Origin of the sequence: Chitinophaga dinghuensis, assembly GCF_003259435.1 — a bacterium.
GTDB classification, from domain to species: domain Bacteria; phylum Bacteroidota; class Bacteroidia; order Chitinophagales; family Chitinophagaceae; genus Chitinophaga; species Chitinophaga dinghuensis.
The window spans coordinates 1,161,769-1,176,835 of record NZ_QLMA01000001.1 but is presented as its reverse complement, the minus strand read 5'-3'; the positions used below and the strand labels follow the sequence as shown (position 1 = coordinate 1,176,835).

The window sequence follows — 15,067 nt, the reverse complement described above, 5'->3', positions numbered from 1 at the left end:
TTTACTCCGTTTCGTGTAACAGTTAGTTGGGATAACAGTAGCAAATTTGCACAAATATATTCCGAATAACCAAATTTAGATTAGCAATGATTGGAATATTCCGTACAAATATCAGCTCCGTACATGATAAAAATAGCGTAATTAACGCCATTTCTACAAACTTTTTGGTGCAAGCCTGTAGCGTAGATATTGAAGACTGCGATCGCGTCCTGAGGGTAGACACCCCGGAAACCCTGGAAGAACAAGTTATTATTGAATTTGTCACCAGACTCGGATTCTCCTGTCATATACTGGACTAGTCCAGGTTTCACGCGATATTTAACGGGTATACTCACAGTTATGGTTGTAATATTTTTCAACCAGACAGTGAGTAAACCCGTTTTTCATTTTATTTTCACGTTTTGCATAGGGGTAACCATATCCACCTACGTCATATATGCATGTTACCAAACTTGAAAACATCTCATTTAAAAACTGCAATACCTTTTATGAAATCCAGGGCAATCATGCTTTTTGCTGCTATATGCCTGATACTGAGCGCCAGCAAGACTTTTGCACAAGCCAAGTATACCATTAGCGGTTATGTGAAAGATAAAACAAACGGGGAAAGTCTGATCGGCATTTCTGTCGGCAAACCAGGCACCAGCCTCGGAACTGTTACGAACCAATACGGCTTCTATTCTATTACGCTTCCTGCCGGGGATCAGGAAATACAGTTCAGCTTCCTCGGTTACAACTCTTTTAAAACAACTGTTCGCTTACAAAAAAACACTACGCTGGACGTAAATCTGGAGACCAGCAGTAGCACATTAAATGAGGTAACTATCAGAGGAGACAAACAGGAAAAAGCCATCAATACGCTCAATACCAGCATCAACAGACTGGATATTGCACAGATGAAAAAACTGCCTACTTTCATGGGGGAAGTAGACGTATTGAAAGCTATTCAAACTCTGCCTGGTGTAAACACAGTGGGAGAAGGCGCCAGCGGCTTTAACGTACGCGGCGGTAACAGCGACGAAAACCTGATCCTCCTCGATGAAGCCCCGGTGTATAACTCCACCCACATGCTGGGTTTCTTTTCTGTATTCAACCCGGATGCAGTAAAAAGTCTGAATCTCATTAAAGGCGGTTTCCCTGCGGAATATGGCGGCCGTACTTCTTCTGTACTGGATATCCGCATGAAAGATGGAAATAACCAAAAACTGGCCCTGAATGGCGGTATTGGCAATATTTTCAGTCGCTTGTCTGTGGAAGCGCCCATTGTAAAAGATAAATCTTCCTTTATCGTAGCAGCAAGAAGATCTTATATTGACGTATTAATGAAGCCCTTCCTGAAAGGCGACATGAAAGATACCAAACTGAACTTCTACGATATCACTGCTAAAGCCAACTACAAATTCAATAGTAATAATACCCTCTTCCTCAGCGGTTACTTTGGTAGAGACGTGTTCGGCTTTGGAAAAGATGTGAACATGAACTGGGGTAATGCCACCGCTACCCTCAGATGGAACCACGTTTTCAATAACAGATTGTTCCTGAATCTGACTTCTTACTACAGTAAATATGATTATAGCCTCCAGTTCAGCAACAGCAGCCGCAAATCCGCTGACGAAGCAGATCAGGGCTATGACTGGACCTCCAACATCATCAACTACGGTCTGAAACCTTCCTTTACCTATTATGTAAATGCCACCAACACCATCCACTTCGGCGTACAAGGCATTTACTACACTTTCAAACCAGGTACTGGTATAGGCACACAGGGTGATGAACAACATATCAGATCGCTGGCCGACAAACATGCACTGGAATCTGCCGTATATGTAGATCATGAATATAAGCCCAATAAACATTTTGGTATTCAGTATGGCGCCCGCCTTTCTTCTTATCAGTTACTGGGTAAAGGCATAGAATATTATTATGCAGACACGACTCCGGGTATTCGGAAAAGACTCATCGGTACCAAGGAATATGGCGCAGGCGAGAATATGAAAACATATGCCTATTTCGAACCTCGTATCAGCGCTAAATATTCTTTCAACGACCAGAATGCAGTGAAGGTAGCCTACAGCAGAACGTCCCAGTTCATGCACCAGCTGTCCAATACCGCTTCTCCTACTCCACTGGATATCTGGACGCCAAGCTCCAACAACATCCAGCCAATGGTGTCTAATCAGTACACCGTAGGATATTTCTACAATTCTCCGAACGATAGTTATGAACTGTCTGCCGAAGCGTTCTATAAAACCACCGATCATCAACTGGACTACATCGACAATGCAGACCTCCAGCTGAACCCATACATTGAAGCAGATCTGCTGCCATCGCAAGGACGCGCTTATGGGCTGGAATTGTATGCAAAAAAAGATATTGGTAAGACGACAGGTTGGATTAGCTATACGCTTTCCCGTTCTGAACGTAAAACGCCAGGTATCAGTTTAAATGAATGGTTCCTGAACCGTTATGACCGTACCCATAACCTGAACGTAGTGGTAACCCATACCTTGAACAAGAGAGTATCGCTTTCTGCCAACTGGGTATTTGCTTCCGGTACGCCTGCCACTTTCGCGGATAACCGCCTCGAATTCCAGGGCTGGGATATTCCTTACAACAGTACTGATAAAAGGAATAACTACCGCCTGGACCCTTACCACCGCCTGGACTTCTCCATGACGCTGAAAGGTAAACAACTGCACAGATGGAAAGGCGAATGGGTATTCTCGCTGTACAACGTGTATGCACGCAGAAATCCATACACTATCTACTTCAGACAAGACCCAGACAACACCGATAAAAAAGAAGCAGTACGTCTGTCAATCATAGGTTCTATCATTCCTGGCATTACCTATAACTTCAAGTTCTAACAGCAAAAAGACTAGTGATGAAAAAAATATTGTTCAATATAGCCATGGTTTGTCTCGTAGCATTAACCGCCTGTGAGGACACCATTAACCTGAACGTTCCCAAAGGGCAATCATTCCCGGTACTCGATGCCTGGATCACCACTGAGCCTGGCATTCAGAGAATTCGTATAACCATGAGCGTGCCTTACACCGATCAGGCGCCTGCTCCGATTGTAAACGATGCTAAGATTGTTTTAAATGACCTGACTACCGGCGACAGCTATCCTTTTAATTTCAAGGATAACTATTACCAGTATGATGCTTCCACTAAAGCCATTGGCGTAGTAGGCCATGTGTACAAACTCCATGTAGAGTTACAAGGCGAAATCCTGGAAGGAATTGATACCATCAAACGTGTTCCGCCAATTGATTCTATGAGCTACGAATACAAAGCACAGGGAGAATCCACCTCAGGTAAAGAGGGCTACTATGCCCGTTTCTATGCCAAGGATATCAAAGGCGCTACCGATTATTACTGGATCAGATCTTACAGAAACGATACGACTCACCGCGTACGTGATGAGTTCTCTGTGGACGGTAGTTACAGCGAAGGCGTAAGCGATGGCGCACAGTTCATTCTGCCAATGGCACAAAGTATTACTGATGGTGAACATCCATGGTTACTGGGTAATAAAGTGATTATGCGTCTCTCTTCATTGAGCAAACCCAGCTATGAATTTCTGAAGCAGGTGGATCAGCAAATCAATGCCGGCGGACTCTTTGCCAAGGTATTGGAAAATGTAAGAAGCAATATGCAGAACACCACTCCAACCGGAAAAGTAAAATTACTGGGATGGTTCGGCACATCAGCGGTTAGTCGCGCCGAAATTACCATCAAATAAGATAACACCCTCTCAACTCAAGGCGGTACGGGAAGCTTCCCGGCCGCCTTTTTTATGCCGGCGAATTACGGGGGAATTTCAGTAACTTACTGTAAAGATTACCGTCGTATGCCTCCTAACCTAATCACATATGCCATTCCGGGATTCGTGTTGTTAATTCTCCTGGAAATCATCTTCACTTCAATTGATCACAGGAACATGTATGAACCCAAGGATGCTGCCAGCAGTATAGCCATGGGTCTTGGTAATGTGTTTATTGGCCTGTTTACTAAATCGGTCATCTTTGGTACGTATTATCTGGTATATCAGTTCCGTTTATTTGAACTGGGTTATGTTTGGTGGGTATGGGTACTCTGTTTTTTTTCGGACGATTTCAGTTACTACTGGTTCCATCGGTCCAGCCATACGGTACGGTTTTTCTGGGCTTCCCATGTGATTCATCATTCTTCAGAAAAATACAACCTCGCGACGGCGCTGCGGCAAACATGGACCGGCAACTTCACCGGCACCTTTCTCTTCTGGCTCTGGATGCCGCTGGTAGGCTTCCCTCCTGCGATGGTGATGACAATGCAGGCCATCAGCCTCATCTACCAGTTCTGGATTCATACGGAGGTCATTCATAAACTTCCTGCTCCTTTTGAATATGTGTTAAATACGCCTTCTCACCATAGAGTGCACCACGGCTCAGACATTGACTACCTGGATCGTAATCACGGGGGCATACTGATTATCTGGGATCGTATGTTTGGCACTTTTACGGCCGAGAAAGAAAGACCTCATTATGGACTGACTTCTAATATCCATACGTTCAATCCATTGCGTATTGCCACCCATGAATGGGTAAGCATCTGGCAAGATATACGGGGCGCCAGATCCCTGAAAGAGGCATTACATTACCTGTTCGATGCCCCGGGATGGAGTGCAGATGGAAGCCGAAAGACGACTCGACAACTTCGGCAAACACAGCAGGAACAAGGGTAACAGATTTTTTTTGAAAAATATTTTGCATTTACGAAAACTATCGTACATTTGTTTACGAAGATATTCGTAGATGTTCGCGCATCCTGATTTCTGAAACTAGATTCGATCATTCTAATAGCATAATATTGAAACAGCATAAGCCTACAGAAAGTGAATTGGAAATACTGGGTATCCTTTGGGAAAGGGGCGCCAGTACTGTGAGGGAGGTACATGAGAAACTGGCGGAAACAAAAGAAGCTGGTTATACTACTACCCTCAAGTTGATGCAGATTATGTATGAAAAGGGTTTGCTCACGCGGGATGCCAGCAGTAAAACGCATATTTATGCGGCGGCGGTATCTCAGTCAGCAACTCAGCAACAGCTGCTCAACAAAATGATTGATACCGTTTTCGGCGGTTCTGCCACCCAGTTGGTGATGCAGGCACTCGGCCACCATAAATCGTCTGACGAAGAGCTGGACCAGATCCGAAAATATTTATCTGAAATCGAAAAGCAACAGCGATAAACCATTTAAATCCTGTTCGTATGACCTTATTCCCACTCACCGGAGACCTGGTATGTGCGTTGGGATGGACTATTCTCCATTCTATCTGGCAGGCATTCTTTGCTTTCATCTGCCTGAAAGCTGTACTGGCATTATGGCCTATGGCTTCTGCCAGAATTAAGTACAATCTTTCAGTTGTATCACTTACAGGCATATTCACCTGGTTTGTGATTACATTTTTCCAGCAGGTAACAGCTTTCAGGGCCGCCAGAGAAACGACCGAAACGGCGATGCAGCAACTGCAGCAAATAGCGCCAACAACCGCCCTCCACATTGAGACCGTGTATAAGAGTCAGGATCAGCTGAAATGGTTATTTCCCCGTATGGAAGACTGGTTCCCTGTATTGGTGGCCATGTATGCTATAGGTTTCTGTTTAATGACGATCAAATTGTTTTCTGATCTGGCGCAATTACAGCAGATCAGAACTACTAAAACTTCTCCCATGGATGCCACCTGGGAAAAGCATCTGGAAAGGCTGGCAGCGCAATTGCGTATACCCAGAAAAGTACAGTTGCTGGTATCAGGTTATATCCAGGTACCTGTGATGTTAGGGTTTCTCAAACCTATCATTCTTTTGCCGGTAGCCATGGTAAACAATCTTACGCCGGTACAGTTGGAAGCCATCCTGCTTCATGAACTGGCGCATATCAAACGCAATGATTATCTGCTGAATATCTTCCAGTCGATTGTAGAGACTATTCTCTTCTTTAATCCCTTTGTATGGCAGATTTCCAGAATAATCCGGCAGGAGCGCGAACACTGCTGTGATGATCTGGTGGTTAGTTCCATACAACCGTTGCACTATGCCCAGGCACTTGTAGCCCTGGAAGAATACCGGTTGTCTTCCAATACATTAGCCATGGCAGCAGCGAATAATAAACAGCATCTGTTTAATCGCATCAAACGCATTATGGAAATGAAAACTAAACATCTCAACTATAGTCAAAGATTATTGGCAGTATTAATCATTGCCACTGGCATCATCTCTATTGCATGGCTGAACCCAGCCAAGGTGAAAGCCACTGAAAGCAAACAGAAAAACGCCGCTCCAGTACAGCCATCCCAGCCAACGTCGCTCGGTTCTGTTAAGGTATATACCAATACCAGAGAGGAAAATGCCACATGGGTAAATGCCCAGGCGTCAGATACCACCTGGCCAGAACCGCCAGCGCCACCTGCCCCACCAGCAGAGCCGCCAACGCCGCCTACTCCTGGGGACGCAGATATGCAGGCTCCTCCACCGCCACCAATGCCTCCTCATACTAAAAATGTAATCGTAAATACAGGTAAATTCACTTACCGTTATGATTCAGATGTACAGGAGAAAAAACTGACCAAAGCAGAACGTGCTAAACTGCAGAAACAAATCGATGAGGCGCAGAAAACCATGCAGAAAGCCATGGCACAACTGAAACAAGCAGATTTAAAACGCATTCAGGCAGAGAGCAGCGCAGCACTGGATAAAGTGGATTGGAAAAAAGTGAATGAAGAAGTGCTTGCGGCACAGGCAGAAGCAAAGGCCGCACTCAACAGCATAGATTGGGATAAGATGAAAGGAGACCTGAAGGAAATGTCAGGCAATATGAGAGAGATGAAATATATCGTTGACTCGTCTAACAGAAAACATTACGTGGCTAACGGTAATATGAGATACCACAACACCAATGGTAACTTCTATTATGTAACGGATGGCGACAGTATCGCAATGGCAGCCGCGGAACGTGGTAGAATAGCCGCTGAAAAAGGTAGAATAGCGGCAGAAAAAGCCCGCAATGAGATGAATATTAACCGCGATAAAATGCGGGAAGCAAGGGAAAAAGCAGACTTTGCACATACCAGCTCAAATCGTTATCATCAGTTAATTGATAAACTGGCAGCAGACAATCTGATCGATAAAGCAAAACCTTACAAAATCGAATACAATAACAATACGCTGCGTATTAATGGCAATGTTCAGCCAGCAGCTGTTACCAGCAAATACAAAAGCTATCTGACAGAGTCTTCACTGACGATTTCCGGTAACAAAACACACCTGGACATTGACGCCAGCAACAATAACTAATTCCTTCTATTCGCACTGCTGTATACCGTTCTGACGTTTACAGTACTACGAACACGCTTACCTTTATTATTTCGTGCACAATTATAAAAATAGCACCGCCTGTTCTGCAGACGGTGCTATTTTCGCAGTATCAGCTGTTATCTTTAATTATCATCAGAAGATTACAGCATATGAAATCACTGCTCCTCTTTGTAACCCTCTCTCTTGCTGTGTACGCACAGGCACAAGACAGTAGTCTGCTAAAAGAACGGCTTAATCCTGCCACTTCCGTCAAAAACCAACAAGCATCTGGTACCTGTTGGAGTTTTGGTACTACTTCCATGGTAGAATCTGAAGGGCTGCGTAAAGGCCAGTCAGAGCCCGATATTTCGGTGATGTTTTCTGTTCGGAACATCTATATCGATAAAGCCAAAAACTACATATTACGTCAGGGAGCGGCCCGTTTTGATGAAGGGGGTCTGGGCCATGATGTTATCCATGCAATGGGCACTTATGGAATAGTACCTGCGAGTGCCTATAGTGGCAAAGCTGAAGGGGTGAAGTATTATGCCCATGGGAAAATGGTGAATGAAATGAAAACATATCTGGACAGCCTGTTAAAATCCAGGTATCCTCTACCAGATAAATGGCTGGATACGATAGTAGTGATATTGGATAAATACATGGGAGCGCCGCCTGCCACCTTCCAGTATAACGGTAAAACCTATACGCCACAATCTTACGCGAAGGAAGTGATTAAATTCAATGAAGATGATTATGTCGGTTTTACTTCATTTACGCATCATCCATTCAATACGCGTTTCATACTGGAAGTACCTGATAATTTCTCCAATGGCGCTTATTACAATGTACCGCTGGAGGAGTTGATGAATATCATCCGCACATCGGTCAGCAAAGGCTACACAGTAGCCTGGGATGCGGATGTTTCCAATCCTGGCTGGAATCCGGGCCGCGGCTATGCCTTGGCGCCAGAGGTAGACTCTCTGATGTATGCGAAAAATTTCACCCCTGATATCACAGAAAAAAAGGTAACGCAGGAATCGCGCCAGCGATTATTTGAAGAGCTGATTACACAGGATGACCATATGATGCATATCACAGGCATGGGACAACGTCCTAATGGGAAAACATATTTCACCGTGAAAAACTCCTGGGGATCGGCAGGGCCGTTCCATGGTTACCTGAATGTATCAGAGGCATATCTGGCTACTAATACTATTTCGATTGTAGTCCCCAAAGCGGCACTGGATAAGGCACTGAGAGCCCTGGTAACGAAAGGGGAAAAGTAAATAATACGGAGGCCCTTCGGGCGGAAAGCGTCCGCGCCGCCCGGAGGACTAACGTACTAGATAATGTTATCTTTATTCCAGACAAACCTCTCCCATTCATTCCCCCCTACCTGGAATGTACATACGTTGCAATGCCTTATTAATGTAGGATGGTGAACTCCTTAATATGGGTTACTTCACCTGGAATCACAATTACTTCCCGCACCTCTGAATGCCTGGGGCCTTTACGGCACCAGTCCAGAAAGGTTTTCATCGCATCAGTGGAAGCTTCCGCCACTATCCACACACTACCATCCTGTAAATTTTTGACACTACCCTGCACTCCCAGCAGGTCAGCCATGTGCTTGGCATTGGCGCGATATCCAACACCATGTACAAGACCTTTCACATTAATCTCATTGTGTACAATTGAATTTGTTGCCATTTCGAAAAATATAGGAGATGAAAAAAGCTGAAGATTTTACCAATAGGGCAAATTTACCCAACGCTTATTGGCTACGCACTCAACATGATCGATGGAAGACTACTTCTTTCTCTGGTCTTTTGAGACGCCTCTCTCCGCAGTAGGAAAAGAAGCAAATAGGATGATTCCTAAGACTTATCTAATTTAAAATTAAATCCAATAGCACTCAAACAATTTTTCGTGTATCCAATGTAAACCTATTCCGTCGTCCTACAAAATTCCCGCTCCTCATTAACAGAAAATAATGGGGTAGTAAGTCATGGTTACAATGAGGAGGGGCAAACAAACATAGATGAAACGTTGGACGCTAAAGTCGGCTATACAATGGCGTAAACCCATCGAAACGTAGGCTATCAAATGCTTTTAAAACAATCTGTCAAATATCTTTTTCATAATATCTTTAGTAAAACGCTCGCAAAAGTATTTTTAATGTACCTCAAATGGGACACACACCTGTCTCTCTAATGTCTCATTCCCGTCTACCTTGTGTCTCATTTATGTCTCATTTGTCTCGCACGCACTTCCTCAAATACGTCCCAGCACGGCCTCACACACTTCCTCACACGCATTCCACATCGATCACATTTGTGTCTCACATGTGTCTCATCTATGTCTCATTCGTGTCTCATTCGTGTCTTATTCGTGTCTTATTCGTGTCTTATTCGTGTCTTATTCGTGTCTTATTCGTGTCTTATTCGAGTCTTATTTGTCTCGTACATCCTTCCTCAAATAAGCCCCAGCACGACCGCACACACGACCACACACATCCCACATGGATCACAATTGTGTCTCACTTATGTCTTATTTATGTTTTATTTATGTCTTATTCGTGTCGCCTTTATGTGGCACACGCTCTCACGCATGCACCTCTCGCTTGTCCAATTTGCGCCCCACAGCGGTCTCCTTCAAGTTGGATATAGGTCTCACACTTTACTTTTCTCACGTACCTCCAAAACTATTCTCATATTCCCTTCATTAATCGACAGCATATACAATAGTCAGGTGCGCTAACCAAATAAGATACATATTCCTATTAACTCAACACATCTGCTTCCGAATACAATTATTGCACTATTAAATACAATTAATGCACTTTTGAATTCGATTAATACACCATTGAATACAATCAATTATTTCACCCATTATCAGCATTCATGAAGGCATACCAAGCCCCGGAGGGTCGTTAAACCCGCCATTGAATCAATGATGAAGCATCAATAAGGTTAGCTCTCAAAATGACCAACATGTCAGCATTAAATCGAAGGAGGCAAGATCAATTACCTAAACCTACTTGATGACCATTTATCTGATAACGAAGGTGCCCGTTTGAAGACGAGCGTACTCACGTACACCCGCTAATAGGTGAACGATTGGTGTACGGAGAGCCTGTAGATGGTATTATCCTTCCAGATTGCGCCAGTCAGATAATTCAAATTGACCAGATCAGGTCAAAAGACGAAGTGCCCTATATCCAGGTTGAGGTAAATCAAACAGTCCTTTCTAAGGTATATAGCTATTACGATTCATCCTGTAATTACTTCGGTTGCTCCACCCTGCCATTTATGCGGCATAGTTAAACAGAGAACCGACCATATGCTCAATATCCCCAAACACAAAGTCTCTAACCCGCTCATATTTTCCTCCAGCTGCCGGACGCTTTAATAAACTGAAACAGTGACAGTTAAAACTGCGTACAAACATCTGCTGAGAAATCTGCGGCAGAAAACCCGCCAACGCAGGATGCTGTACCCGACCCGCTACCAGGATATGCGGACGATAATCCTGCGGCGCCATCTCAAAACCTTTCAACAATTGCCGTTGCAAATCCATCATCGGTTTAGGATTAGCCACATTAATAAAAATGCTACTCCTGCCATCTTCATGTACCAAACTGTCGATTCGCGATGTATATACCGCAAAGCCAGCCTGTTGTCTCGCTACATCTTCCAATACTCCCATAAAAGCATCCTGAAAACGCTCCGGGAAAACTGAACGGAATAACGGAATCTGAACAGCAGCATTTACCATTCCTTCTTCCCCTATCTCCCGACCAATAAACTGCCTGATGCGAAGGATATCCTTCGTTACTAATACATCAGGATTTACTACTACTAAATAATCAAATAATACCTCTGTATTTTCAATATTCGTATTCATAACCAGTTTTTTTAAATCTCCGTGTTAGAATGACAATACAAAGATACACCCATTTTTCAGAAATACTAATTTTTTTAGCATTTTTTACTAAAAAAATACGCAACTATATATAAGCTGCGTATTTTCAATTTATTAAGCAAGTTTGCTAACAATAGCAGCGAAATCTGTCGCCACTAATGAAGCTCCTCCTATCAATCCACCGTCTACATCTGGACATGCAAATAACTCTTCCGCATTGCCTGGTTTCGCGCTACCACCATACAAGATAGACATGCACAGCGCCGCCTCACGGCCATATTTCGCTGCAATCTGAGAACGAATAAATGCATGCATATCCTGCGCCTGCGCTGCACTAGCCGTTAAACCAGTACCAATAGCCCAAATTGGCTCATACGCAATAACCACCTGCTTCAGCTGCTCCTCCGTTAAGTAATACAGACTTTCTTCCAGTTGCTTCGCTACATAAGCATTCTGCGTTTCTGCCTGACGAATAGCCAAAGGCTCTCCACAACAGAAAATTGGCTTCAGACCAAATGCTAATGCCTGATCTACTTTCTTCGCCAGCATTTCATTGCTCTCCTGGAAATATTCTCTTCTCTCGGAATGCCCCAGGATTACATAATCCACACCGATAGACTGCAGCATCTCCGCAGACACCTCGCCGGTATATGCGCCAGATTTCTCACTGTAGCAGTTCTGAGCACCTACATAAAATCCAGGGTAATTCTTCAGCAGCGATTTAGCCTTTACCAGGTATGGAAAAGGAGTAGAAATCACTACTTCCTGCCCTTCTGCCAAACGGATACCCGCCGCCAGAATATCATTAATCAGTTGTTCTCCCTGTGCCAGCGTAAGGTTCATCTTCCAATTCGCTGCTACAATTTTTTTTCTCATATAATTATCGTGATTGTAATGTCAAAGATTCACATGCGCCGTTTCCTGGTATAAATGCTGTAATACCGCTCTGTCAGCATTCCCCATTTCCTGGCCTTTCATCTTCATCCAGGCAGCCGCATCTTTCAATGCTTCCTCTTTCCTGTACCTAGTCATCCCTTCTCCCAATGCCCAACTGAAAGAACCTACATACTTAGGGGGCATAATTCCTCCAAATATATTGCAGGAAACACCCACTACAGTTCCTGTATTCAATAAGGTACCAATACCTGTCCGACTGTAATCTCCCATCAATACCCCACATTTGGTCCCCGCTCCAGCCACTGTTGCCAGGGCTTCCATCCACACTTTCACCTCAGAGGCATTATTCTTCAGATTGGAACAATTTGTACCCGCTCCCAGATTACACCATTCTCCAATAACAGCATCCCCGATATAACCTTCGTGCCCCTTATTGGAATAACCAAACATCACGGTATTCTTCATTTCTCCACCACCAGTACAATGCGGCCCCAAAGTAGTGGCGCCATAAATACGGCTCCCCATCTTCAAAACCGAATGCTCTCCCATGGCAAATGGCCCCCTTATCAGGTTCCCTTCCATAATAATGGCATTCTTTCCAATATATATCGGTCCGGTAGACGCATTCAATACACTGCAATGTACTTCGGCTCCAGGCTCTATAAAGACTTCAGATCCATTCACCACAGTATTCCCTTCCGGCAATGGCGCCGATTCCCTTCCTGCTGTCAATGCCTTAAAATCATCCCTGATAGCCCGGTCATTGAGCACAAAAATATCCCAGGGTTTATGAATTCCCAATACCTTCCCGGAATAATTTTTCCGGGCTCGGGCAGGCAACATATGCACTTCCTTCCCATGGATTACCTTGGCCACCAGCCGATTATCAACATACAACTCCTCATCCGGCAACAACGCTTCTATGGCGGCTACCAGTTCGGCATCAGGCAATAAATGCCCGCTAATCAATATGTTGACAGTAGATTCATGACCCTGCTTCAAAGGGTACTTTTCCTGCAGATGCTGTACGGTGAAATGACTGACCTCTGTTCCTAGCCATCGCTCCCATTTCTCATGGATCTTCAGGATCCCCACTCTGCATTCGGCAATAGGCCTGGTATGGGTAAAGGGGTATAACAACTCACGTACGGGCGTGTCGAATAGTATATAATTACGCTCCATAATGGCTAAAAATAGAAAATCCCATCGATTAAACCGATGGGATCCCCAAAAAAAATATTTTCGTAAACTACTATGCTTTTTTAGCGTAGCGTTTGTTGAATTTATCGATACGTCCTGCAGTATCCACCAATACATTCTTACCAGTGTAGAAAGGGTGAGAAGTATTGGAAATTTCCAACTTAATCAACGGATACTCATTACCATCTTCCCACGTAGCAGTCTCTTTAGAAGGAGCAGTGGAACGGCTTAAAAAGCTGTGTCCGTTTGACATATCTTTAAATATCACAAATCTGTAACTTTCTGGATGGATTCCCTGTTTCATATCAAAATTTTGTAAATACAGAGTGCAAAGGTAAAACTTTTTCTTAAACACTCAAAAGATTATTCTAAAAAAATCAGGATTTCATATTGATGTATTGTAATGGTATACCCACGTTTGCATTGCGGCAAAGTTGTATAACATCCTGTAAATCATCAATTTTTTTGCCTGTCACCCGAACAATATCGTCCATTATAGCGACCTGTACCTTTAATCCCGAATCTTTGATCAACTTCACGATTTTCTTCGCATCTTCCTGTTTGATGCCATTACGAACCATTATATCCTGTTTGTAAACTTTTCCACTCTGATATGGCTCCTTACTCTGGTCGTAAATAGTGGCATCCAATCCCTGGCGCATACTGCGACTGATCAACACATCAATCACCTGAGCCAGTTTCATATCACTCTCCACTTCTACCGTCAACTTCAGGTCTTTCTTATTTAACTCAATGCTGACATGTGAACCCTTAAAATCATATCTGGTCGTAATCTCCTTCTTTACAGTATTGATGGCATTATCCAACGTCTGTAAATCTACTTTGCTAACAATATCAAAGGACGGCATAATTGACAATTTTTAGTATATAAGCTGCTTTCTACAGCGGCAAATATAAAGAAATTGGTCATTATCTCTAGTACTTGCTCACACTGGCTCCGCCTGAAAGGGATTGCTGAACCTCAGGCGTACCCTTGTATTTTACCTGACTACCGCCGGATGAGCTTACTGTGAGCGACTTCACCGCGTTTACTTCAATCTCAGATCCACCGGAAGATCCAATCTTTACGGTTTCAGTGCTGAGACCAGTGGTACGAATATGAGATCCGCCACTCGCGCCAATATTCATACTGTTAGCCTTACCAGATAAATCTACTACTGCAGCACCAGATAATGCCAACATCAGGTTACTCATCGCTACGTCCAGTTTCACTACACTGGCGCCACTTTGGTCGATATTCAGCTTATCTCCTTTGAAACTATTGGTGGAAGTCACTTTGCAAGCGCCGCTCAGCGATAATCTCTTCAGTTCCGCCATGGTGATGAATACCTTAATGTCTTTGTTCGTCTGAATATTGTATCCTTTCTTGATGAAAATTTCCAGCGTTCCGTTAGTGTTTCTCGTCTCAATGATCGGTAAAATATTATCCTCCGCTTCTAACTTGATACTTTCTGAATTTCCCTGTGTCAGCTCCACTTTAAAAATACCACTGGTGGCAATACCGGTGAACTTCCCAGCACTACGGTCTTCTGTCTTCACAACACCGCTTCCTTTTACCCGCTCATTCCAGGTTTTGAATGAGGATAATAATACGATGGCAGCTATGAATGCCAGGCTAATAGCAGTTAATTTTTTCATGACGTTATATACTTAAAGGATTTAGAATGGTTATGTCTAAAATGGTA

14 protein-coding genes are annotated in these 15,067 nt (G+C 43.7%); 7 read left to right on the top strand and 7 right to left on the bottom strand.

Features of this window, described 5'->3' with window-relative positions; genetic code table 11:
* Positions 1-86: 86 nt before the first annotated feature.
* From CLV59_RS04835 to CLV59_RS04805, 7 genes are all read left to right on the top strand, one after another.
* Positions 87-299, top strand: coding sequence for a hypothetical protein (locus CLV59_RS04835; protein ID WP_111590858.1), 213 nt, complete (start codon positions 87-89; stop codon positions 297-299).
* A 189-nt stretch (positions 300-488) separates the two neighbouring features.
* Positions 489-2,867 (top strand): TonB-dependent receptor, encoded by a 2,379-nt coding sequence (locus CLV59_RS04830; protein ID WP_111590857.1) that lies wholly within the window; start codon positions 489-491, stop codon positions 2,865-2,867.
* Between the two features lie 17 nt (positions 2,868-2,884).
* Positions 2,885-3,748, top strand: a complete 864-nt coding sequence (locus CLV59_RS04825; protein WP_111590856.1) for a DUF4249 domain-containing protein — start codon at positions 2,885-2,887, stop codon at positions 3,746-3,748.
* A 108-nt stretch (positions 3,749-3,856) separates the two neighbouring features.
* The gene (locus CLV59_RS04820) at positions 3,857-4,729 is read left to right on the top strand and encodes a sterol desaturase family protein (RefSeq protein ID WP_111590855.1); all 873 of its coding nucleotides are present in this window, start codon (positions 3,857-3,859) and stop codon (positions 4,727-4,729) included.
* 125 nt (positions 4,730-4,854) lie between these two features.
* Positions 4,855-5,235 (top strand): BlaI/MecI/CopY family transcriptional regulator, encoded by a 381-nt coding sequence (locus tag CLV59_RS04815; RefSeq protein WP_245950774.1) that lies wholly within the window; start codon positions 4,855-4,857, stop codon positions 5,233-5,235.
* A 20-nt stretch (positions 5,236-5,255) separates the two neighbouring features.
* Positions 5,256-7,337 carry a M56 family metallopeptidase gene (locus CLV59_RS04810; protein WP_111590853.1) on the top strand — a complete coding sequence of 694 codons (2,082 nt, stop codon included), beginning with the start codon at positions 5,256-5,258 and terminating at the stop codon, positions 7,335-7,337.
* Between the two features lie 170 nt (positions 7,338-7,507).
* Positions 7,508-8,626 carry a C1 family peptidase gene (locus tag CLV59_RS04805; protein ID WP_111590852.1) on the top strand — a complete coding sequence of 373 codons (1,119 nt, stop codon included), beginning with the start codon at positions 7,508-7,510 and terminating at the stop codon, positions 8,624-8,626.
* Between the two features lie 139 nt (positions 8,627-8,765).
* On the opposite strand, the gene CLV59_RS04800 is transcribed toward CLV59_RS04805, so the two are convergent.
* The 7 genes from CLV59_RS04800 to CLV59_RS04770 all read right to left on the bottom strand — a co-directional run bounded on the left by CLV59_RS04800 (position 8,766) and on the right by CLV59_RS04770 (position 15,020).
* Positions 8,766-9,050 (bottom strand): acylphosphatase, encoded by a 285-nt coding sequence (locus CLV59_RS04800; protein ID WP_111590851.1) that lies wholly within the window; start codon positions 9,048-9,050, stop codon positions 8,766-8,768.
* A gap of 1,599 nt (positions 9,051-10,649) precedes the next feature.
* Positions 10,650-11,246, bottom strand: coding sequence for a 2'-5' RNA ligase family protein (locus CLV59_RS04795; RefSeq protein WP_111590850.1), 597 nt, complete (start codon positions 11,244-11,246; stop codon positions 10,650-10,652).
* Positions 11,247-11,378: 132 nt separating this feature from the next.
* The gene (gene tpiA, locus CLV59_RS04790) at positions 11,379-12,140 is read right to left on the bottom strand and encodes a triose-phosphate isomerase (RefSeq protein WP_111590849.1); all 762 of its coding nucleotides are present in this window, start codon (positions 12,138-12,140) and stop codon (positions 11,379-11,381) included.
* A 21-nt stretch (positions 12,141-12,161) separates the two neighbouring features.
* Entirely contained in the window at positions 12,162-13,343 is a 1,182-nt protein-coding gene (locus CLV59_RS04785; RefSeq protein ID WP_170137646.1) for a putative sugar nucleotidyl transferase, read from the bottom strand.
* A 70-nt stretch (positions 13,344-13,413) separates the two neighbouring features.
* Positions 13,414-13,665: a type B 50S ribosomal protein L31 gene (locus CLV59_RS04780; protein ID WP_111590847.1), complete on the bottom strand. Its 252-nt coding sequence runs from the start codon at positions 13,663-13,665 to the stop codon at positions 13,414-13,416.
* Between the two features lie 73 nt (positions 13,666-13,738).
* Complete coding sequence (locus CLV59_RS04775; RefSeq protein WP_111590846.1) at positions 13,739-14,230, bottom strand: YajQ family cyclic di-GMP-binding protein; 492 nt, start codon at positions 14,228-14,230, stop codon at positions 13,739-13,741.
* A 67-nt stretch (positions 14,231-14,297) separates the two neighbouring features.
* A complete protein-coding gene (locus CLV59_RS04770) occupies positions 14,298-15,020 on the bottom strand; it encodes a head GIN domain-containing protein (RefSeq protein WP_111590845.1) in 723 nt (240 codons plus the stop codon).
* Positions 15,021-15,067 lie beyond the last annotated feature (47 nt).